Raw genomic sequence first — 20,112 nt, 5'->3', positions numbered from 1 at the left:
GTTGTTACGTCGACGCGTCGCGGGACGCCGTCCGGGCGCGTTCGAGTTCCGCTGCCAGCTGCCGTCGCCGGACCTGGTCGCCGGCCCGGCCCAGGACGGTCATCAGCTTCTCGGCGGTGTCGGCGTACCCGGCGTGGCCGGGGCTCCCCTCCGGCCGCCGCGCGGCGAGCACCTCCTCCAGTAGTTCCCGGGCGGCGTCGAGTTGGCCCAGCTCCGCCCTGGCAATGGCGAGGTTCTCCAGCGTCTTCAGGGTGGCGGGAGCATCCGGGCCGAGTACCCGCGTGCGGGCCCGGTGGGTGGCGGACAGGACCCGGCAGGCCGTGTCGTGCTCGTCGAGCTGGCCCAGGACGGTACCGAGGTTGTGGGTGGCCTCCAGGGTGCGGGGATCGTCCGGGCCGAGCAGCTCGGACCGGGCCGTCCCGACCCGCTCGTAGAGACTCCGTGCGGCGGGCAGGCCGTTCTCCCCGTCGAGCCGGGCCGCGACGTCCATCATCACCGCGAGGGTGTCCAGGTGTGCCGGGTCCGGATCCGGTCGGGCGGCCAGGTCGTCCTCCGGAGGCTGACCCGGGACGCTCGTCGACGTGGCGGAGTCGGCGCGGACCCGCCGCCAGGCCGTCACCAGCGCGTCCCGCTCCGCCTCGGCGAGGCCGCAGGCAGCCGAGAACCGCTGGACGAACGCCAGGGGCAGGGCACCGTCGCCACCGAGATGCCGGCTGATGCTCGACTTGGACAGGCCCTCCTGGCCTTTGGCGTGGCTGTTCTCGGTCCCGAGGTCCCGGATCGACTTGCCGGACTCCTCCTGGACCTGCCGCAGCAGCCCGCGTAACTGGCCGAGGGTGGTTACCCGGGCGGCCCGTTCGGCGACTGCGGAGTCGGTGTTCATGCGTCCCCCCGTGTCCCGCACTGTCCCGGGACGGCTGTCCCGGAGACAGTAGAGGGTCGCACTCCGTCCCGGGACAGGCCGACGGCTGTCCCGAATCCGACTCAGGGTGGCGTCAGGACGTCCCGTACCGGCGGTCGCCTGGACCACTTCGGAGTGACCTCGTCCAGTCCGTTGGTGGGCCTCCGGGACAGCAGCAGTGTGATTCCTGTCCGCTCCACCCGGGGTGACGACTTCACCGAAGGGAACTATCCAGTGGCTGCCTTCATCGCGTACTGCCTCACGGTGGTCGAGCCGGCGCAGATCCTGAGCTGGCTGCCGTCGATCACCGTGGTCCTCAAGTTCCTGTCGGCGCTCGCGGGACTGGTGGCGGCGACGCCGCCGGCCGTCCGGGCGTACCGGCGGCTGGTCTCCCGGAACCGCCGGCGGCGGGCCGTGCGGTCCGCCCGGCGGGGGTGACCGGGCCCGGCAGGACCATCGCGACGGCGGTCCGGACCCGGTGGGGTCCGGGCCGCCGGCTGTCCGTCACCGGGCGACTACCGGCCCGCCCGTCGTGCCGGCCATGCCGTTCAGGAACGTCCGCCAGGCGGTCCGGCTGATCCGTAACGCCGGGCCGTCCGGATCCTTGCTGTCCCGTACCAGCACCAACGGGCTCATCGTCGAGACCTCCACGCAGTTTCCCTGGCAACTCCGGGAACTCTTGCGCCACGCAACGGGCGTAGGCGTGTCGCCCAACGGTCCTCCTCGGTTGGCGGCCGAATGTCTCGTCATGGTCGATACGGGCGGGCAGCCCGTGACGGTGACGTCGAATCCTGGGTAGCCGCGACTCTGCAGCAATCTGGAGTCTAGATAGACATCGATGTGCAAGCTAGTCTGTCCACGGGAGACCGTCTTCTCTTCCGAGAGCGGGTCCGCCTGAAGGACGACGTCGGTATGCTGCGTCCGGCTGGTTTCGATAAACTGGCATGACCGGTACGGTGGCCGGGAAGGACGGGCCACCCAGAGGAGGTGTGGTGCCCGGTAGCGGCTTTACCGACAGGCGGACGCCGGTGTCTTCGGAGGCGACGCGCGGTCAGCCCGGGCAACACGAGGACGAGCGCGGCTCACCTCTCCACGACGATTCGGCCTCACCCGTTCGGCTGGCCCTCTACGCGGTCAGCGCGGGAGTGATCGCGTTGGCTGCCGGCAACGGCCTCGGTGTGGCGTTCTTCGCCGACAACGACACGGCGCGAGCGGCGACGCTCGTCATGATGATGATCGCCGTCGGGTGTCTCGCCGGCGTCCTGGCGGACCCTATTCTGTCTTCGTTGGCCGCCGCGCAGCGCCGGCATCGCCGCTGACCTGGCGGTTCGCCCGACGCGCCCGCATGGCGGCCCACACGACCAGGGTGATCGCGGCTGGGAAGAACAGCAGGAATCCCCAGAGCTGCCCGGTGACGAAGGCCAGCAGCGCCCCGAGGAGGCAGGCGAACAGCAGCGTCAGGGCCATCGCGCCGGCGAGCATGTGGGGCTTGTCGAGGACCTCGCGCACGAGCCCGAGCAGCGTGAGGTGACCCGCCGCCTGAGGCTCCTGGACGGCCGGACGGAAGGGCAGGTCGCGGTCGAGATCAGCCACGAGGGCCTGCCACGCCGCCGGTGCCGGCGGTCTCAGACCGGACGGCAGGCCACAGGGCGCACGTCGCCGGCATGTCGCCTCCGCGAGTCATGCGGGTGACCTCCTCCGGTCTGAGTTCGGTTGTCGGCTGCGGGACGGGGGTCGAGCGGCTAGAGGGCCGCGAGCGCCTCGTCCAGGAGGGACTCCAGTTCGGCACCACGGCAGGCGAGGATCTGGAGGTTCTCGAACGACGAACTGGCGTCCTTGATGCGTGCCTCGTCCTCGCGGGTGGTGAGTTCGCCGGTGGTGCTCTCCTCGTAGAGAAGGGTCGGGTCGTCGATGTCCGGGAAGTCCAACAGAATGTACGAGGAGCTTCCCATCCCGACGTGCGCGCCACTACTGAAGCGGATCACCCGCAGATCCACCTTCGGGTTGCGCAGGACAGCCTGAAGTCGCTCCAGTTGTTCCCGCATGATCGTGGTGTCGCCCACCTCGGCACCCACCGTCCGCCGGATCACCGCCTCGTCGACGACGAAACTCGCCTTCGCGAGCGAACCGTTCTCGAGCAGAATCTGCTGGCGCCACTGCATCACCTCGACCTTCTGGGCGATCTTCCTTTCCGCCTCCTCCTGTTCGGCGGTGCTGAGGGAGGAGAAACGGTAGTCGTTCTTGAGTACCGAGATCCGATAGCTGGGCGTCTGGAGAAGACCGGGGACATAGGTGGGTTCGAACGAGTGGAGGGTCTGCGCGATCTGCTCGTTCTCGAGGTATTCCCGGAACGCCTTCGAGTGGACGTCGCTGATCTGGGGAAGGCTCGGCCGTCGGGCGATGTCGGCAATCTTGGTCAGTTCCCGGACGGTGCCGTCGTCGGAGAGTCCGTAGAGCGTGAGGAGCGCGAGCAGGTCGGTGTGGGAGATCCCGACGTCGCCGCTCTCGATGCGGGTCACCTTCGATTGCGACCAGCGCAACTCCGCAGCCACCTGCTGCTGGGTGAGGCCGGTCGACCGTCGGGTCCGCATCAGCCGTCGACTCAACCTCTTGCGTTGGTAGGCCGGAGCCTCCAGGAGATGTTCCATGTCACCTGTCCGATACAGTGAGTAGTCAGACCTCGTATTGGTGGAGGTCGAGTACCCCAGGTTAGCGCGAATATGCAGACCGACTACCCGAGGCGCATATGCGTGATCCCCGTCACCTGCAGGTTTAGCGAATGCGTCGACGGGGTACGGCCGCTCGCCGGTCGACATCTGACAACCGGTGGTTGCGCTGAGTAATCGTCGTCGGCTGTCCGGAGGTGACGCAGTCGGCGTGCTCGGCGTCCTGGATCCACTGCGGATTCCCGCCGAGCGTGGAGCCGCCGCTGCCCTGGTGCGGGCTGGCGCGCCGCGCGCCGACGGCGGCCGTCGCCGGCGGCGGGTCCTCGGTCGAGCGCCGGAGGTGGCTCGGTGGCGTGTCGGGCGCCGCCCCTCGATCGTGGGACGGGTGGTAGCCGCCCCGGCGACAGCCCGGTCGGTCGCGGCGGTCGGTGCCGTCACCTGTGGAAACGCTCCCGTGGGCCGCGGGCGGGGTGGGTTACGCGGTCATTTCGGACGAGTATCGATCCAGCTCTTGACGATGCGATGTTAGCGCTAACAGGATGAGGGCCCCCGCCCCCCTCGGCTATGGAGCTGCCATGCAGGTATCCGTTGGCTCTCGGGCCCCCGCCCGCCGGACCGTTTCCCTGTCGGACGCTGCCACCGTCCTGCTGCGCCGGTTCACCGGCAGCCGCACCCGCCGGCCCGGCCCGACGCGGGCGACCCGCGCGAGCCGGCCCCGCGTGCTCGCGGGCTTCGTGGCCGGGGCGCTGCTCTGTGCCGGCGCGGTCGCCACCGGTGGTCCGGCCCAGGCCGCCGACGACTGGTCGCCCCGGTCGTCGTACACCTCGACGGACCGGGGGGACGGCAGCTACACCGTGCCGCTGCTGCGCTCCGACGTCCCCGACATCAGCGTCGAACGGGTGCCGGCCGCCGAGAACGACGAGGGACGCGACCTCTACTACATGATCAGCACCACCATGCACCTCAGCCCCGGCGCGCCCATCATGAAGTCGTACGACCTGGTCAACTGGGAGACCGTCAACTACGTCTTCGACCGGGCCAGCATCGGCGACGCGTTCTCGTTGCGCAACGGCCAGAACTCGTACGGTCAGGGCCAGTGGGCGTCGTCGCTGCGTTACCACGACGGCATGTTCTACGTCGCCTTCAACACCAACAACCTCGGCGGCGCCTACATCTACCGCACCGACGACATCGACGACGGCGCGTGGCAGCGCACCGCCCTCGGCCGTGGCCTGCACGACCCGTCGCTCTTCTTCGACGTCGACGGCACGCCGTACATCTTCTACGGCTCCGGCGGCACCAGCGCCGTGAAGCTCAACGCCGACCTGACCGCGATCACCCAGGACTACCCGAACATCTTCACCGCCAGCGACTACGCCGGTCAGCCGTTCATCGGCGGCCTGTTCGAGGGCGCGCAGTTCTACCACATCGACGGCTGGTACTACGCGGTCATCATCACCTGGCCCTCCGGCCAGGGACGGCAGGTCGTCATGTTCCGCTCCCGGGAGCTGCTCGGCCGCTACACCGCCGCAGGCGGGGTGAACACCTACGAGGCACGCGGCGTCCTCAACTCCAACGGCTTCGCGCAGGGCAGCCTGGTGCCGATCAGCCGGGCGGACGGCCGGACCGACTGGCACGGCATGTTCTTCCGGGACACCTTCCCGATCGGGCGCATCCCGGCGCTCATCCCCGCCACCTGGTCCGACGGCTGGCCGACCTTCGGCACCAACGGGGTGGTGCCGGTGGACGGGGCGTTCCCCAAGCCGATCGCGTTGAGCCCGGCCGAGGAACTGTTCGAGCGGCAGAAGAGCATCGTCGCCTCGGACGACTTCGCCAACGACGCCCCGCACAAGGCGTACCAGGACGAGCAGTGGACCATCCCGACGCCGCCGGACCTCGACGAGTCGCTGCTCGGCGTCGAACTGCTGGACAACGCCGGATTCGAGGCCGGTGCCGTCACGCCCTGGGCCGCCCAGTACGGCGCGACGCTCACCCTGGACCGCACCGACCCGGCCACCGGCACGGCGGCGCTGCGGGTCGGTGACCGTACGCTCAACGGCTCGGGGCCGAACCAGTCCCTCAACGGCAAGCTGCAACACGGCGTCACCTACACCGTGTCGGCGAAGATCAAGTACACCTCCGGCCCGAGCAGCATCCGGTTCAACCTCGCCGCCGACTGGGGATCCGGCGTGCAGGTGATGACCTTCGGCACCGTCCCGGTCGGACAGTGGACCACCGTCACCGGTCAGTACACCGTGCCGGCCTCGGCCAACCTGGGCAACGTCAGGTTTGCGGTGGAGACCCCGTGGGCCAACCCGCAGCCGCCCTCGTCGAGCGTGGAGTACCTGATCGACGACGTCTCGGTCGTCGGGCAGCGACCCACCAACGAACACCCCACCGAGGCGGAGATCAGGCCCAACGGATCCCGCCTGGACCTGGCCTGGGAGTGGAACCACGCGCCGGACAACCGGTACTGGTCGCTCACCGACCGCGACGGCTGGCTGCGCCTGACCACCGGCAAGGTGGTGACCGGGAACTACATCTACACCAAGCTCTCCAACCGGGCCGAGCTGGCCTGGTTCGAGGAGGCCCGCAACACCCTCTCCCAGCGGACCTTCGGCCCCCGGCAGTCGGCCGAGACCAGGATGGACATCTCCGGGATGCGCGACGGCGACGTCGCCGGGCTGGCCGCCTACAACCGGGGCTTCTCGTACGTGGCCGTCAAACGCGCCAACGGGGTGAACACCCTCGGCGTGGTCAACCGGGTCCAGCCGTTCGCGGTCGACCTCGACCAGGCCACCCTGGAGACCTTGCTGCCGGGCACCACCGTGGCGCTCGGCGACGCGACCCAGGTGCACGTCAAGGCCGACCTCGACTTCGCCGCCCCCACCGGGCAGCTCTGGACCACCTTCTACTACAGCCTCGACGGACTGACCTGGACGCAGCTCGGCAACCGGGTCGGCCCGCAGAACCTGGACGGCAGCCTCGCCCACTTCATGGGGCACCGGGTCGGGCTGTTCAACTACGCCACCCGGCAGACCGGCGGGCACGTCGACTTCGACCACTACCTGCTCAGCGACACGCTCACCGCCCAGGGCCGGCCACTGGACACCGGCGCCCTCGACGCGGCCATCGGGTACGCGGGCACGCTCGACGAGTCGGCGTACCCGGCCGACGCCTGGGCGGCGATGCGGGCCGCCCTGACCGCCGCGACCACGGCCCGGGCCGGCGCGTTCGGCACCCAGAACCAGATCGACGCCCCGGAACGCGCGCTCAGCTACCACCTGGCCCGACTCGGCGTGCTCCGGGCCGCCCCGCCGCAGATCCCGGTGACGGTCGGCGCGCAGGTGCGGTGTGTGGCCGGTAGGGCGTACGTGGCGGTGCAGGCGCGTAACGACCATGACGGTCCGGTGGACGTGGTGTTGCAGAGCGCGTACGGGGAGCGGTCGGTGTCGAGTGTCGCGCCGGGGGCGAACGCGTACCAGCAGTTCGCGTCGCGGTCGGCGGTGGTGCCGGCGGGTTCGGCGACGGTCCGGGTGACCGGGTCGGTGGACGGCCGGGCCGTGACGACCGTCCGGGAGACCAGCTACGCCGCCACCACCTGCGGCACCTGACGAACCACCGGACCGCCCCCGGGGCCCGTTCCGGCCCCGGAGCCGGTGCAGCCCTGTCCGCCACAGACCAAGGAGAACCATCTCGTGACCCAGCGCCTGCGAAGGTCGGCCCGACGACGGGTCGTCGCCTTCGCCACGGTCGGCACCATGCTCGCCGCGGCACTCGCCACGGCGGCACCGGTCCAGGCCGCCGACACCAACCTCGTCGTCAACGGCGGCTTCGAGGAGAACCTGACCGGCTGGTTCGTCAACAACGGCAACGCGACCGACCGGGCCACCCTCACCCTCACCCCGGACGCCTACTCCGGGTCCGGCGCGGTCCGCGTCACCGACCGGGCGACCACCGGCTCCGGACCGATGCAGGACCTCTCCGGCAAGGTCCAGGCCGGGCAGACCTACTCCCTCAACGCCCGGATCAGGTACGACAACGCGGCCGGCCCGGCGACGAAGCAGTTCTTCGCCACCATGCACTACGGCGCGTCCACCTACACCAACCTGGTCAGCGTGACCGCGACCAAGGGCCAGTGGGCCCAGTTCGCCGGCCAGTTCACCATCCCGGCCGGGCAGAACGTCTCCACCGCCCGGCTGTTCTTCGAGACGCCGTGGACCAGCACCCCGTCCGCGGACCCGGCCCTGCACCTGATGGACTTCAGCCTCGACGACGTGTCGTTGACCGGTGCCGCGCCGCCCCCGCCGCCGTCGAAGACCATCGAGGTCGTCGGCAAGCTGCCCGGCGAACACAACCCGTTGATCGGGCACAAGTTCGGCGCGGACGGCTTCGGCTTCGTGCACGACGGCCGGGTGTACCTGTACCTGACCAACGACACCCAGGGGTACGCCCCGGACCCGGTCACCGGAATCTCGCCGGGGATCAACTACGGCCAGATCAACCAGATCACCGTGCTCTCCTCGCAGGACCTGGTCAACTGGACCGACCACGGTGAGATCCAGGTCGCCGGCCCGAACGGTGTCGCGCCGTTCACCAACAACTCGTGGGCCCCCGGCATGGCCAAGAAGACGGTGAACGGGCAGGAGAAGTTCTTCCTGTACTACGCCAACGGCGGCGGATCGAGCAACGTGATCACCGGCGCGTCCCCGCTCGGACCGTGGACCAGCGAGCGCACCAGCACCCTGATCGACGGCCGTACCCCCGGTGCCGAGGACGTCGCGTGGAAGTTCGACCCGGCGCCGCTGGTGGACTCCGACGGTGAGGCGTACCTCTACTTCGGTGGCGGTCCCGCCGCGACCAGCATGCCGCCGGCGGAGCGCTTCAACAACCCGAAGAACATCCGGGCCATCCGGCTGGGCGACGACATGGTCTCCACCGAGGGCACCTCGGCCGTGGTGGACGCCCCGGTCGCGTTCGAGGCGGCCCAGGTGTTCAAGCGGGACGGCCGGTACTACCTGTCGTACTCCTCGCACTTCGGCGGCAACGACTTCGGCGGCCCCCAGACCCCGCTGCCGGGCTACCCGGGCGGCGGTCAGATCGGCTACATGATCTCCGACGACCCGATGTCCTGGCCGAAGGAGACCTACGCGGGCGTGCTGTTCCCGAACCAGTCGCAGTTCTTCGGTGCCGGCACCGGCGGCAACAACCACCAGTCGGTGTTCGAGTTCGAGGGGAAGCACTACTTCACGTACCACGCCCCGACCCTGAACAAGCGGATCAACGGCAACACCACCCAGGGCTACCGCAGCCCGCACATCCAGGAACTGACCTTCAACCCGGACGGCACCATCCAGCAGGTCGTCGGCACCTACGCCGGCGTCCAGCAGGTCCGCGACTTCGACCCGTACCGGGTGTTCGAGGCCGAGACGTTCGGCTGGAGCAAGGGCGTCGCCACCGCGAAGACCGACGGCGGGTCCGCCCAGTTCGGCACCGCCGCCCCGAACCTGGTGGTACGGGACGTCGACGCCGGTGACTGGACGGCGCTGTCGTCGGTGGACTTCGGGGCCGGGGCCGGCAGCGTGACGGCGAAGGTGCGTCCGCTGGCCGCCGGCGGCCAGATCCAGGTCCGCCTCGACCAGGCCACCGCGCCGGTGGTGGCGACCATCCCGGTCGACGGGCCGCTCGGCCAGTGGACCGAACTGACCGCCCAGCTCGGCGGCGTCACCGGCACGCACGACGTGTACTTCACCTACACCGGCCCGGCGAACACCGACCTGTTCGAACTGGACACCTGGACCTTCGCGTCCGCCACCGACGTCGAGGTGCCGGTGACGGTCGGCGCGCAGGTGCGGTGTGTGGCCGGTAAGGCGTACGTGGCGGTGCAGGCGCGTAACGATCATGACGGTCCGGTGGACGTGATGCTCGGGTCGGCGTACGGCGAGCGGTCGGTGTCGGGTGTCGCGCCGGGGGCGAACGCGTACCAGCAGTTCGCGTCGCGGTCGGTGGCGGTGCCGGCGGGTTCGGCGACGGTGCGGGTGACCGGGTCGGTGGACGGCCGGGCCGTGACGACCGTCCGGGAGAGCACGTACCCCGCCACCAACTGCGGCACCTGATCCCAACCCGAACATCCCATCAGACCTCAGACATGGAGAATCACATGAGCACGTGGAACCACAGACGGCTGCTCGCCGCAGGTGCCGCCGGGGCCCTGCTGGTCGGGGCGGTGGCGGCCCAACCGGCATCCGCCGCGCCGGGGGACGGCACCGACGTCGAGGTGACGGTCGACATCGAGGAGATCCGGGAACCGGGCGTCCTGGCGCTGTCGGTCGCCGGTGACTCGGTGGCACTGACCGAGAACGGCTCGACCCTGCTGGTACGCCAGTTCACCGGCAGCCTGCCGACGGTCACGGTGACCGACACCCGCACCGCCGACGAGGTGCCGGCCAACGCGGCCTGGGCGGTGCTGGGCAGCGCCACCGACTTCGTCGGCCAGGCGGGGCAGGCCCCGATCGGAGCCGGCCACCTGGGCTGGAAGCCGCGCCTGCTCGACGGCGGCGACACCGGCCTGGTCAGCGAGGGTGAGGAGGTGGTGACGGTACTGGACGAGCCGACCCAACCGGGCAACAACGTGGGCCTGGTCGACCAGGAACTGCTGGTCTCCAGCTTCGACTCGGGCACCACCGCCGGCGACGCGTACGCGGTGAACGCCGACCTGTTCCTGCGCACCCCGGCGGACGTCGCCGCCGGCGAGTACACCTCGACCCTGACCCTGTCCCTCTTCGAGTGACCTCCGGTGGTGGGGGCCGCCGTGCGGTGGCCCCCACCACCTGCCAGTGGGAGGATCCGTCCGTGAAGAACCGGAGTTGGCTGCGGGTGTTCGCCCTGCTGGCCGCCGTGCTCGTCGGGCTGCCGGCCCTGCCGGCCGGGGCGGTCCGGGCGGCACCGGCCACACCGTCGGTGACCTGGGCCGTGCAGCCGGCCGACCGGAACGGCCCGGACGGCCGGCGGTGGGTGGAACGCACCCTCGACCCCGGCCAGGTGGTGACCGAACACCTGGCGGTCCGCAACTTCAGCGACGCCCCGGTGGTCTTCTCCCTCAAGGCCGCCGACGGCTACCTGACCGACAAGGGCCGGTTCAACATGCTGCCGTCCCACCAGAAGTCGGTGGACGGCGGCACCTGGATCACCGTCCAGGAGACGGTGACCGTCGGCCCGAAGTCGACGCGGGTGGTCCCGTTCACCATCACCGTGCCCGCCGACGCCACCCCGGGAGACCATCCGGCCGGCATCGCGGCGACCGTCACCAGCACCGGCGGCACGGTCGCGGTGGAGAGCCGGGTCGGATTCCGGGTGCTGCTGCGGGCCACCGGCACCGTCGCCGCGGCCCTCACGGTCACCGACCTCACCGCCACGTACCGGCCGACGTGGAACCCGTTCGCGGCCGGCACCCTCCAGGTCCGGTACACCGCCGTCAACGACGGCGGCGTCGCGGTGACCGGCACCGGCCGGGTGACCGCCGCCGGGCTGTTCGGCCTGGGCCAACGGGACGTCCGGGCCGACGTCGAGGAACTGCTGCCCGGTGGCCGCCGGGAAGGCGGGGCCCGGGTCGGCGGCGTCTGGGGCTGGGGCCCGGTCCGGACCACCGTCGAACTGACACCGGCCGTACGGGGCGGCGACCCGACCGGCATCGAGATCCGACCGGGCCGGACCACCGTGACGGTGTGGGCGGTCCCCTGGGCGCAACTGGCGCTGCTGGTCCTGCTCGCCGCGCTCGTGCTCGCCTACCGGGGCGTGGCCCGGCGACGTCGGCGGCGACTCGCGCTGCTGCTCGCCCGCGCCCGCGACGAGGGCCGGCAGGAGGGCCGGGAGGCGGTCCGTACCGCCGGCACCGCCGTCCCGGACTGACCCGGCACGGTCACATCGTCAGTGCCACCGGTACGCCGGGCGGTCGACCGGCCAGCGTGTCGGCCGTTGCGGTGCCCGCCCCCGGCCGACGTCGTCCGCCTCGCCACCACCAGCGCCCTGGCCCATGGGCGAGGCGTCAGGCCGCGATCAGGTCTTTCGCGTCCTGACAGAAGCGGCGGACGGACGAGGTGCGCCGATAGGGGCCGAGCGCCCCGACCAGGTTGCGTACGTGTTTGATGCACCGCGCGGAGGTGACCTGTCCGGTGAGTGTCTGGACGGCCTGGTCGCCGAGGGCGAGTGCCTTGTCCAACTCGGGATGTGCCTGCTGTACGTAGGTGGTGGCGAGCAGCGCGTTTCGTAGGGCGCCTTCGCGGGTGTACTCGTTTCCCTGGAGCCGCAGCGCGGCTCGGAGGTGGTCCCGGGCGCGGGACCAGTCTTCGAGCTTGACGTAGCAGTAGCCGGCCTGGGCGTGGGCCTGTGCCTCGTTGATCCAGTAGGACCAGTCAGGGTCACCGTGTTCCGGACGGGTCCCGTTCAGCCCGTCGAACGCGCTGTCGAGGGCCCGCCGGGTGTCGGCCGTCGACCGGTTGTTGGCGTACGCCTCGGCGGCCCGCAGGTCGAGAATGGTCGACACCTTCGCGCTGGTGGCGGGGTAGCTGGATCTCGCGGTCTCGGCGAGGGTGACCGCCTGGCGGAGTTGGCCGAGATCCTTGGCCTGGCAGGACATGAAACCCAGGATGTTCGCACCGAGCCCACGATCACCGGCGGCGTTGGCCTGGTAGAGACCGGCGATCCAGAACCGCTGAGCCTGACTGTGGTGGCCGCCATCGAACGAGAGCCAACCTGCGAGGCGCAGCAGCTCACCAGCGGTGCCGTGCAGGCGTCGGCCGACGCTGTCGGTGTACCGCCGGTGGCGCAGCACATCGACCACCGTGCTGAGATGTTGGCGCACCAGGCCGAGGGTCTGCCCGCTGCCGAGGTGGTCGTCCATGCGCCGCAGGCTTGCCGTGACCGTGTCCAGGTGGTCGACGACCTCGGGGGCCAGCGGACGCCCGGTACGTGACGCGACGGCTTGTGGTGGCTGCGCGATCAGCCACTCGTGGGCCGGGGACGTCAGTGCGGAACCGAGCAGAGTCAGGAACATCCGTCGGTGCATCATTCCCTCAGACTCGTTCACCACCTCGGCCGCCTGCAAGGCCCCTGCCGTCGACCAGGGGAGTTCCAGCCCGGCCGAGGCGGGCACGGCCTCGAATCCGTCGTCCGGCCAACCCAGCTCATCGAGCATGACCGTTCGCTGTAGCTGCTCCGACAGCAACGCCGTAGCCAACGCGGGCCACGGACTACGAGGAACGTCGCCCTTCTTCCACTTGTACGGCGTCTTGAGGTGCAGCCGCTCCGGCCGGCCGTGCCGTTCGGCGCATTCGTTGAGCCGCCGGGCGAGGTGCTCGGGCTGCCAGCCCGCCTCGGCCAGCAGACGGGTGATCGCCTCTCCGCTGGGTGCCACACCATCGACCCTTCCTGCGTAACTGCACTCGTACGCACCGTAGCGGAGATCGTGGCGGTTCCGAGACACCGGGCACGGGTCCGCACCGGTAGGCACCTCGCGCACCTCCTTCCACCACGATCCCGGTGGGGTCGACTGGAGGCCGTCGGATCGCCCCCCGATCCGGGGTTGCGGTTGGACGGTCGACGGCTGGGGTGCACAACGCCCCGGCTCCTCGGCTTCGTCGGAAGGTGAGGGTGATCGTGGTGTCCGAGGTCGTGTCGATGGTGTTCGGTGGGCTGGTGCCGGGGTTCGTCTGCGGGCTCCTGGCGTTCCGGGTCAAGTCCCGATGGTGTCCACGCTGCGGTGGACCCACCGACGACCTGCGTCGGGCGGTGCGGCGATGATCTCGCCCGGCCGCCCCGACAGTCCCCGGGACCTGCCCATCGGCCGGCGGGTCGCCCAGCTCCGCGCCCGGCGGGGGATGAGCCAACAGGTCTTCGCCGACCGGATCGGCAGGTCCAAGAGCTGGGTCGACAAGGTCGAACGCGGTGTCCGTACCCTCGACCGGCTTGCCATGATCGAGACGGTGGCCGCCGCCCTCGGTGTCGCCCCGGCGGTGCTGCTCGGTCGCCGCGTTCCCCGAACCCCGGCCACCGGCACCCCCGCCGCCGTCGAACGGGTCCGCGAGGCCCTCGCCGACTACGACGGCCCCGTCGGCCGCGACTGGCCGTCCTCGGTCGCGGAACTCGACCGGCAGACCCGCTACGCCCAGACCGCCTACCGGCACGCCCACCACGCGCAGGTGCTGCGCATGCTGCCCGGCCTGCTCGCCGCCGCCCGGCACGCCGGCCGACCCACCCCGACGGCGGACGCCTGGCCCGTCGGCCCGCTGCTGGTCCGGGTGTACGCGCTCACCGCCGGTCTGCTGGTCAAGCTCGGCGAACCACAGCTCGCCTGGCTCGCCGCCGACCGGGCCTTCGGCACCGCCGGCGGCCATCCCCGCCTCACCGGGTACGCCGCCGTTCCGCTGGCTCAGGCGTTCCGCGCGCTCAACCGGGGCCGCCTGGCCCTGGGCGCGGCCACCAGCGCCGTACGCGGTCTCGACCCGACCCCGGGCCGCGACGCGTCGCCCGAACAGCTTGCCCTGGCCGGCACCCTGCTCGCCGAGGCCGCCATCGCCGCCGCCACCAGCGGCGACCCGACCACCGCCCACAGCCTCACCGACCGTGCCGCTCACCTGGCCGCCACCCACACCGACCGGCAGTACCACGACGACGACGGTTTCGGGCCGATCGTGGTCGACCTGACCCGCGCCCTGGTCGCCGCCCGCCTCGGCGACCACCAGACTGCGCTCGACCTGCACCGCGACGCCGCCAAAGGGGACGCCTGGCAGCGGCTTCCCGCCGAACACCGCGCCGCCCACCTGATCGAGACGGCCCGCACCTGCCTCGACCTTGGTGACCCCGACGCCGCCGGCCGGGCCCTGGTCGCCGCCGACCGAATCGCCCCCGCCGAGGTACGCCTCCGGCCCGTGGCTCACAGTGTGCTCGCCACCGTGGTCCGTACCGGCACCACCCCCGCCGACGTCGCCTGCCTCGCCGCCGCTGTCGGTCTGACCCGCCAACCCTGACGCTGCGCTGCAGCGGAGGGGCGGCCGAAGCCGATCTTTCCCCGGTCAGCTGAGGTCATGCGTGCCTGGTTCCCGCATGTCCGTCCCGGAGTGCGCGGTCATGCCGGCGTACCGGTCCGGGCCACTGCCCGGAGGATGCCGTCGAGTCCCTCCTCGAAGAGCAGGTCGTCGCTCCAGCGGGTGTCGTCGAGGTGGCCGGAGGCGTGGAGCGTCGGATAGTCGTCGGCTCGGCTGGTGATGTGGTCGCGGGCCGCCGCTCTCGCCTGCGGGTCGGCGGTCCGGTGCCAGGTGGCTTCGGTCAGCGAGGCGCCGATGACGTAGTTGGCCACGATCCGGGTGGCCACCGCGAGTTGGAGCCCGCCACAGCCGCCGCGCGTCAGCGCCGACTGTAGGAACTCGGTACGGGCCAGGACGTTGGGACCGAGCATCGGGCGGCCGATCAGCCCCGGTGCCCAGGGGTGGCGCAGCATGGTGTGACGCCAGGCCCGGGTGAGGGTACGGACGTCCTCCCGCCAGTCGCCGCTCACCTCGGGGATCGGTACGTCGCCGAAGATCCGGTCGACGGCCAGGTCCAGGACGTCGTCCTTCGTCTTCACGTGCCAGTACAACGCGGTGGCCGTCACGTCGAGCCGCTGGGCGAGGCCGCGCATCGTCAGGCCCTCGATGCCCTGCTCATCCAGCAGGGTCACCGCCGCGTCCACGATGCGATCGAGGACCAGCGGCGGTTTCCGTCGTGGCCGCGTCGGCTCGGTACGCAGCCACACCGGCTGCGGGGTGCGGCCGTGCTGGTGCCCGGCGGCAGGCGGCGTGGGCGCGCCCGGGTCTGCGGTGGTCATCGCACTACTCTAAAACACTCGACAGGTAACTTAACGACGTTAAGCTAGCGGTGCGAACGGCTTACCGACGGACCGGCATGGAGGTCACCGCGTGCCTCTGCTGCGGATCCAGCTCGACACCGATCCGATCACCGCGCGTCGTGTTCTGCGCCTGCACCAGGAGGGCGGAATCGATCACGAGTCGCGGGAAGCGGCCCGGGAGCAGGTGTGGCGTCAAGGCCGCACCCCGTCCGGTGACCCGGTCTTTGTTGGCGTCACGAACGGTCGTCGTCACGTGCGGCTGCTCTACGACGTCGAGGTCTACTCCGACACGGTGCCTTGACTCCGGCAGCCGCCTCAGGCGTTCCGGCGAAGATCCCGCGCTCCTGCTGGCTTTCGGTAGTGGCGTCGACACGCCCGGTCAGTGGCACCGGCGGTGCTACCGGCGGCGTACGATCGGTCCATGACCACGAAGCGCAGCGTCAGCCTGCCCGACGACGTCGCCAGATACCTCGACCAGCAGCCCAACATCTCCGCTGCCATCGCCGACGCCGTCCGCCTGCAAATCGCGGCGGGGCGCCTCGAGGACGTGCTGCGTCGCGTCGGCATGGACGTCACCGACGAGGGCAAGGCCCGCTGGCGGTCCCGGCTGGCCCAGCCCATCCCCGCCGAGGTCCTCGCCGAGGGACGCCGCATCCTCGACGAGGCCGCGTGAGCGGCGACATCGCGGTGGTGCTGGACGCCACTGCCCTGACCGCCTACACCCGTGGTCAGGTCGCGGTCGGCGAGCTGATGGCTGAGGTCGCGGACGAGGGGCGGCACGTCGCCGTGCCCGCCGCCTGCCTCGCCGCCGCCTACGCCGCCGGGCGCGACGACCTCGACACGGCCATGCTGGCCCTCCTCATGGCCTCCCCGGTCGTGCGCGTCATGCCGCTCGGGCCGGAGAACGCACGCCAGTCGGGAGCACTCGCCCGGCCCGCCGACGGGGACATCGCCCTGGGGCACGCGGCTGTGGTCGCCCTCACCCACGAGGCGCACTACGCGACGACCGACCCGAAGGCCGCAGCAGCCGTCCTGCCGGAACGCTGGAGCATCCTCGACCTCGGTTGACCAGGGATTCCGACGTCGGGTAGCCGCCCGGCCAGCGTCTCGTCCGTCGCGGTGCACGCCCCGAAGTCGATGCCCGCGTACGCCTGGTAGTCGGCCATCGTGCGGACCGGGCCGGCCCCGAAGCCGCCCGTCATCGGGTACCGCAGCAGGGTGGACACCCGACGTCGGCCGGCCCGGTCCAGTTTGTGCCAGTAGTCGTCGCCCGGGGTGCGGTGGTCCATCCAGTGCCGGACCTGGTCCTGCCGGATGTAGTAGTGCCAGGCCAGCACCTCGACCGGGTGGAACAGGTCGTAGCCCCAGGTGAAGGCGCGGGTGGCGAGGTTGATCTCCTCACCCTGGTAGTAGATGCGCTCGTCGTAGGGCACCTCGCGGACGAAGGAGCCCGGCGCGAACAGGAACCCGGCGGCCACGAACCGCGCCGGGACCGGCACCGTCGCCTCCCGCCAGTCCGGAATGCGGAAGTGCCCGAACCGGGGCAGCCCGTCGGGCGTCCAGCCGGTGAGGAAGATCAACGTCGGCTCGCCGTCACCGGTGAACTCCGCCGCCGGGTCGTAGGTGGGGGGATAGCAGCTCAGGATCGGTTTCGCCGCTCCGGTCCGCGCCGCCATGGCGATCAGCCGGGTGTCCCAGCCGGGCGCGAACCGGGTGTGGCTGTCCACCTGGAGGTACCAGTCGGAGTCCACGTGGTGCCGTTGGATCTGTGCCCGCGCCCAGCACACCCCACGGCTGTGCCGGGCGTCGAACTCCAGCACGGTGACCCGGGAGTCGGCCCGCAACGCCGACACGTCCTCGCCGCCGAGGTGCTGCCAGTTGACCACGACGCGCAGCTCGTCCGGGCGGTCGGCCTTCGCCAGGCAGTCCCGCACCGTCGGCACCAGCTCCGGGTCACGGTACGCCGCGACCGACACGAAGATGCTCACCACGGGCTCGCCGGCGGGGGGACAGGTACGGCGGGCAGGCCCCGCTGGGCGGCGTACCCGTTCAGCCAGCGTTCCAGCGGCGGCGCGGACGGGGCCTGCCACACCCGCCCGCCGTCCTTCTCCACCACCAGCGGACCAACCAGCACCGCGTCGGCGAACACCCGCGTGCGGTACCACCGCTCGGTGTTGAACGGGAACACCCAGCACCACGGGTACTCGGCCGGCGGACCGGGTGCCAGCCGCAACGGTTCGGCCGGGTCCGCCAGCTCGCGCAGTGCCGCCCCGGCCAGCCGGCGGGCCTCGTCGGCGTCCACCGCGCCCTGCTCCGCCCCGTCGGCTCGGTGCGCCCGCCCGGCCGTCATGCCGCCGACCCGGTCGGCGCACCGGCGACCCACGGCAGGACCGGGACGCCCCGGTCCGGTGGCAGGGCGGCCAGCACCACCGCGCGGGCCTCGGCGATCTCCTCGTCGCTCATCAGCAGCGTCTCCCGGACCACGTCACCGATCAGCCGCATGGGCACCGGGCCGGCCGGGTTGAACAGGGTGTCCACCCGGTCCGGCAGCAGCGACACCAGCTCGGCCAGGTCGATCCGCCGCCACTGCGGCGCGCTGACCCGCTCCCGCTGCGGCGCGCTGGTGGCGATCACCACGCACGGCACGCCGTCGGGGGACCGCATGATCAGTGGCCGCTCGTCGCCGTTGAGCGCCACGTCGAACAGGGTGTCCCGCAGCACCAACTGGATCTGCTCCGCCTGTGCCTGCCCGCGTACGGCCATCCGGAACAGCGCGTCGAGGGGGTCCGCCACGGCGTCGGCGTCGCGCGGCCGGTAGTCCGGGTTGGCGCGGAACGCGCCCAGGCTGCCGTCCGCCTCCACCGGCCACAGGCCGAGCAGGGCCGCGGGGTCGGGCGTCTCGTCGTCGGGTGCCGGTTGCCAGTCCGGGTCCATCAGCAGGAAGTAGCTGTCCACCTGGTCCACCATCGTGCGCTTCCGGTCGTCGGGTTCGGCTTCGGGGTCGTGGTTCGTGTTCACCGGTCGTCGGCCGTGTCCCAGTCGAGGACGGCCACCGTCTCGGCCTCGCGGAACCGGTCGTGCAGGGCGGCCAGCTCCCCGTCGGCGAGCAGCAAAGTGTGCCGCAGGAAGTCCCCGGTCAGCCGGACCGGAGCTGGGCCACCCGGGTTGATCAGCACGTCCACCCCGTCGGCGAGCTGCTCGACCAGCTCCGCCAACTCGACCCGCCGCCAGTCCGGTGCGGACACCCGGCCCTGGTGCGGCGTCGCGGTGGTCACCACCGCACACGGCACGTCGTCGGGGGAGCGGACCACCAGCGGCCGTCCGTCACCGTTCATCGCCAGGTCGACCAGGGTGTCCCGCAGGATCAGCTGCAACTGCTCCACCCGGGCGTCGCCGCGTCCGGCCAGGCGCAGCAGCGCGTCGACCGGATCGGTCGGTGACTCCGGCCGCAGCGGGACGTACCCGGGGTTGGTGCGGAACGGCCCCACCGCGCCGTCCACGGTGACCGGCCAGAGGCCGACCACCGACCGCAGCGGCGGCACCTCCTCGTCCGGCCGGCGCTGCCACTCCGGATCCATCAGCAGGAAGAAGTGGCCTTCCGGCTCGTCGGTCACGATGCCCCCCGTCCGGTACGGGCGAGCAGCGTCGCCAGGGCGCGGTGCTCGCCGACCGCGTCCACCTCGACCGCGGTGTACTCGCGGGCCCGGATGTGGTCGAGCAGTTCCCGGTCCGGGGCCAGCCCGTACCGCCGCAGGTAGTACGTGACGGTGTCGGTCCACACCCACTGGCCGTCGGTACGGAAGCTCAGCGGCACCACCGCGCCGCGCGCCGGGTCGACGATGTCGGTGGCGGTCTGCGTGGTGGCCAGGATCGGTTCGCCGGCCGCCAGCCAGGCGGCCACCCGGTCCCGTTCGGGGGCCGCCAACCGCTGGTGGTCGGGATCGAACCGGGGTCCGTCCGCGCCGCCCCGGTCGAAGACCCGGGCCAACCGGACCGGCGGGCGGACGCCGGCGGCCCAGAGCAGCGCCGATGCGCCCCGGGCCGACCGCTGGTAGCCGGGCAGGTCGTCGCCCGGCGGGTACGCCTCGACCTGTGGCGCGGTCACGCCCGCGTCGGCCAGCGCGCGCATCAGCGTCGCGGCCAGCGCCGGCAGCCGGCCGAGCGGCACGTCGGCCGCCAGCAGGTACACCCGGGTCGGGGCGGTGCCGGGCGGATCCCAGGATGCCGGCCCCCGCCAGGTCCGCCACAACGCGGTCGCGCCGGCCAGCCCGGCGACCGCCGCCGTCGCGGCCCGGTCGGGCGGGTCCACCTCCGCGCCGGTCAGGTCCAGCAGCGGCGGCGCTCCGGCGTCGGTGGCGGCCCGGAACGCGTACGCTGTCACTGGCGCGAGCACCGGTGTCACCGGTCCCGGCAGCACACCGTCGGCGAGCCGGAACCGCGCGTCGGCGAGCACGTCGTCCGGCACCCGGCCGGCGAGTTCGAGCAGGCGCACGTGGGCCGTGGCCACCGCGTCGTCGTGGTCGACCATTCTCCCCTCGCTTTCGCCGGGACGTCACCGGCTGGATCTCCCGACTCGACTCGATCCGGAGACGAGCGAGCCGGTCCGGCTGCCCGCCGGTGTCCGCCTTCGGGCATTCGACCACGCCACCGGCCCGGGCGTCCCG

General features: G+C 71.6%; 22 protein-coding genes. 11 read left to right on the top strand and 11 right to left on the bottom strand.

Going from position 1 to position 20,112, the window contains the following annotated elements:
* Positions 1 to 4: 4 nt before the first annotated feature.
* Entirely contained in the window at positions 5 to 883 is an 879-nt protein-coding gene (locus tag PVK37_RS25380; protein ID WP_275030324.1) for a tetratricopeptide repeat protein, read from the bottom strand.
* A gap of 252 nt (positions 884 to 1,135) precedes the next feature.
* Here PVK37_RS25380 and PVK37_RS25375 point away from each other — a divergent pair, with 252 nt between their 5' ends.
* Entirely contained in the window at positions 1,136 to 1,339 is a 204-nt protein-coding gene (locus PVK37_RS25375) for a hypothetical protein (protein WP_275030323.1), read from the top strand.
* Positions 1,340 to 1,405: 66 nt separating this feature from the next.
* On the opposite strand, the gene PVK37_RS25370 is transcribed toward PVK37_RS25375, so the two are convergent.
* Positions 1,406 to 1,651, bottom strand: a complete 246-nt coding sequence (locus tag PVK37_RS25370; RefSeq protein ID WP_275030322.1) for a DUF397 domain-containing protein — start codon at positions 1,649 to 1,651, stop codon at positions 1,406 to 1,408.
* A 194-nt stretch (positions 1,652 to 1,845) separates the two neighbouring features.
* Here PVK37_RS25370 and PVK37_RS25365 point away from each other — a divergent pair, with 194 nt between their 5' ends.
* Positions 1,846 to 2,220 carry a hypothetical protein gene (locus PVK37_RS25365; RefSeq protein ID WP_275030321.1) on the top strand — a complete coding sequence of 125 codons (375 nt, stop codon included), beginning with the start codon at positions 1,846 to 1,848 and terminating at the stop codon, positions 2,218 to 2,220.
* Here the strand turns inward: PVK37_RS25365 and PVK37_RS25360 are convergent.
* Both PVK37_RS25360 and PVK37_RS25355 read right to left on the bottom strand, forming a co-directional pair.
* Positions 2,174 to 2,494, bottom strand: a complete 321-nt coding sequence (locus PVK37_RS25360) for a hypothetical protein (protein ID WP_275030320.1) — start codon at positions 2,492 to 2,494, stop codon at positions 2,174 to 2,176. The genes PVK37_RS25365 and PVK37_RS25360 overlap by 47 nt on opposite strands.
* Positions 2,495 to 2,643: 149 nt before the next feature.
* Positions 2,644 to 3,549, bottom strand: a complete 906-nt coding sequence (locus tag PVK37_RS25355) for a helix-turn-helix domain-containing protein (protein WP_275030319.1) — start codon at positions 3,547 to 3,549, stop codon at positions 2,644 to 2,646.
* 593 nt (positions 3,550 to 4,142) lie between these two features.
* Between PVK37_RS25355 and PVK37_RS25350 the strand changes: the two genes are divergently transcribed.
* From PVK37_RS25350 to PVK37_RS25335, 4 genes are all read left to right on the top strand, one after another.
* Complete coding sequence (locus tag PVK37_RS25350; protein ID WP_275030318.1) at positions 4,143 to 7,181, top strand: family 43 glycosylhydrolase; 3,039 nt, start codon at positions 4,143 to 4,145, stop codon at positions 7,179 to 7,181.
* Between the two features lie 84 nt (positions 7,182 to 7,265).
* Positions 7,266 to 9,683: a family 43 glycosylhydrolase gene (locus PVK37_RS25345; RefSeq protein WP_275030317.1), complete on the top strand. Its 2,418-nt coding sequence runs from the start codon at positions 7,266 to 7,268 to the stop codon at positions 9,681 to 9,683.
* A gap of 44 nt (positions 9,684 to 9,727) precedes the next feature.
* A complete protein-coding gene (locus PVK37_RS25340; protein ID WP_275030316.1) occupies positions 9,728 to 10,357 on the top strand; it encodes a hypothetical protein in 630 nt (209 codons plus the stop codon).
* A gap of 62 nt (positions 10,358 to 10,419) precedes the next feature.
* Complete coding sequence (locus PVK37_RS25335) at positions 10,420 to 11,475, top strand: WxL protein peptidoglycan domain-containing protein (protein WP_275030315.1); 1,056 nt, start codon at positions 10,420 to 10,422, stop codon at positions 11,473 to 11,475.
* Positions 11,476 to 11,611: 136 nt separating this feature from the next.
* On the opposite strand, the gene PVK37_RS25330 is transcribed toward PVK37_RS25335, so the two are convergent.
* On the bottom strand, positions 11,612 to 12,979 hold the full coding sequence (locus PVK37_RS25330) for an NsdA family TPR-like regulatory protein (protein WP_275030314.1): 1,368 nt from the start codon (positions 12,977 to 12,979) through the stop codon (positions 11,612 to 11,614).
* A gap of 245 nt (positions 12,980 to 13,224) precedes the next feature.
* On the opposite strand from PVK37_RS25330, the gene PVK37_RS25325 reads away from it, so the two are divergent.
* Positions 13,225 to 13,365, top strand: coding sequence for a hypothetical protein (locus PVK37_RS25325; protein ID WP_275030313.1), 141 nt, complete (start codon positions 13,225 to 13,227; stop codon positions 13,363 to 13,365).
* Positions 13,362 to 14,591 carry a helix-turn-helix domain-containing protein gene (locus tag PVK37_RS25320; protein WP_275030312.1) on the top strand — a complete coding sequence of 410 codons (1,230 nt, stop codon included), beginning with the start codon at positions 13,362 to 13,364 and terminating at the stop codon, positions 14,589 to 14,591. Before PVK37_RS25325 ends, PVK37_RS25320 begins: the two co-directional genes overlap by 4 nt.
* Positions 14,592 to 14,689: 98 nt before the next feature.
* Here PVK37_RS25320 and PVK37_RS25315 read toward each other — a convergent pair whose 3' ends face one another.
* A complete protein-coding gene (locus PVK37_RS25315; protein ID WP_275030311.1) occupies positions 14,690 to 15,427 on the bottom strand; it encodes a TetR/AcrR family transcriptional regulator in 738 nt (245 codons plus the stop codon).
* 91 nt (positions 15,428 to 15,518) lie between these two features.
* Here PVK37_RS25315 and PVK37_RS25310 point away from each other — a divergent pair, with 91 nt between their 5' ends.
* The 3 genes from PVK37_RS25310 (at position 15,519) to PVK37_RS25300 (ending at position 16,516) form a co-directional block, all read left to right on the top strand.
* Positions 15,519 to 15,749 (top strand): hypothetical protein, encoded by a 231-nt coding sequence (locus PVK37_RS25310; protein WP_275030310.1) that lies wholly within the window; start codon positions 15,519 to 15,521, stop codon positions 15,747 to 15,749.
* Between the two features lie 120 nt (positions 15,750 to 15,869).
* Positions 15,870 to 16,121, top strand: coding sequence for a hypothetical protein (locus PVK37_RS25305; RefSeq protein ID WP_275030309.1), 252 nt, complete (start codon positions 15,870 to 15,872; stop codon positions 16,119 to 16,121).
* Complete coding sequence (locus PVK37_RS25300; RefSeq protein WP_275030308.1) at positions 16,118 to 16,516, top strand: hypothetical protein; 399 nt, start codon at positions 16,118 to 16,120, stop codon at positions 16,514 to 16,516. The genes PVK37_RS25305 and PVK37_RS25300 overlap by 4 nt, the downstream gene beginning before the upstream one ends.
* On the opposite strand, the gene PVK37_RS25295 is transcribed toward PVK37_RS25300, so the two are convergent.
* From PVK37_RS25295 to PVK37_RS25275, 5 genes are read right to left on the bottom strand one after another with little or no spacing between them, the layout of a single operon-like run.
* Positions 16,444 to 17,436: a GlcNAc-transferase family protein gene (locus PVK37_RS25295; RefSeq protein WP_275030307.1), complete on the bottom strand. Its 993-nt coding sequence runs from the start codon at positions 17,434 to 17,436 to the stop codon at positions 16,444 to 16,446. The two genes, PVK37_RS25300 and PVK37_RS25295, sit on opposite strands and share 73 nt — an antisense overlap.
* Complete coding sequence (locus PVK37_RS25290; protein ID WP_275030306.1) at positions 17,433 to 17,798, bottom strand: YrhB domain-containing protein; 366 nt, start codon at positions 17,796 to 17,798, stop codon at positions 17,433 to 17,435. Before PVK37_RS25290 ends, PVK37_RS25295 begins: the two co-directional genes overlap by 4 nt.
* Positions 17,795 to 18,466, bottom strand: coding sequence for a type VII secretion system-associated protein (locus PVK37_RS25285; RefSeq protein ID WP_275030305.1), 672 nt, complete (start codon positions 18,464 to 18,466; stop codon positions 17,795 to 17,797). The genes PVK37_RS25290 and PVK37_RS25285 overlap by 4 nt, the downstream gene beginning before the upstream one ends.
* The gene (locus PVK37_RS25280) at positions 18,463 to 19,065 is read right to left on the bottom strand and encodes a type VII secretion system-associated protein (RefSeq protein WP_275035228.1); all 603 of its coding nucleotides are present in this window, start codon (positions 19,063 to 19,065) and stop codon (positions 18,463 to 18,465) included. Before PVK37_RS25280 ends, PVK37_RS25285 begins: the two co-directional genes overlap by 4 nt.
* Positions 19,059 to 19,976, bottom strand: a complete 918-nt coding sequence (locus PVK37_RS25275) for a hypothetical protein (RefSeq protein ID WP_275030304.1) — start codon at positions 19,974 to 19,976, stop codon at positions 19,059 to 19,061. Before PVK37_RS25275 ends, PVK37_RS25280 begins: the two co-directional genes overlap by 7 nt.
* Positions 19,977 to 20,112 lie beyond the last annotated feature (136 nt).

Origin of the sequence: Micromonospora cathayae (assembly GCF_028993575.1) — a bacterium.
GTDB classification, from domain to species: Bacteria; Actinomycetota; Actinomycetes; order Mycobacteriales; family Micromonosporaceae; genus Micromonospora; species Micromonospora cathayae.
Note: the sequence above shows the minus strand (reverse complement) of the source record. Positions and strands in the feature narration are given on the sequence as shown.

Coding starts and splice junctions, on each gene's coding strand:
- PVK37_RS25380 (WP_275030324.1), bottom strand. CDS start 883: ATGAACACCGACTCCGCAGTCGCCGAACGGGCCGCCCGGGTAACCACC.
- PVK37_RS25370 (WP_275030322.1), bottom strand. CDS start 1,651: ATGACGAGACATTCGGCCGCCAACCGAGGAGGACCGTTGGGCGACACG.
- PVK37_RS25365 (WP_275030321.1), top strand. CDS start 1,846: ATGACCGGTACGGTGGCCGGGAAGGACGGGCCACCCAGAGGAGGTGTG.
- PVK37_RS25355 (WP_275030319.1), bottom strand. CDS start 3,549: ATGGAACATCTCCTGGAGGCTCCGGCCTACCAACGCAAGAGGTTGAGT.
- PVK37_RS25350 (WP_275030318.1), top strand. CDS start 4,143: ATGCAGGTATCCGTTGGCTCTCGGGCCCCCGCCCGCCGGACCGTTTCC.
- PVK37_RS25340 (WP_275030316.1), top strand. CDS start 9,728: ATGAGCACGTGGAACCACAGACGGCTGCTCGCCGCAGGTGCCGCCGGG.
- PVK37_RS25320 (WP_275030312.1), top strand. CDS start 13,362: ATGATCTCGCCCGGCCGCCCCGACAGTCCCCGGGACCTGCCCATCGGC.
- PVK37_RS25315 (WP_275030311.1), bottom strand. CDS start 15,427: ATGACCACCGCAGACCCGGGCGCGCCCACGCCGCCTGCCGCCGGGCAC.
- PVK37_RS25305 (WP_275030309.1), top strand. CDS start 15,870: ATGACCACGAAGCGCAGCGTCAGCCTGCCCGACGACGTCGCCAGATAC.
- PVK37_RS25290 (WP_275030306.1), bottom strand. CDS start 17,798: ATGACGGCCGGGCGGGCGCACCGAGCCGACGGGGCGGAGCAGGGCGCG.
- PVK37_RS25275 (WP_275030304.1), bottom strand. CDS start 19,976: ATGGTCGACCACGACGACGCGGTGGCCACGGCCCACGTGCGCCTGCTC.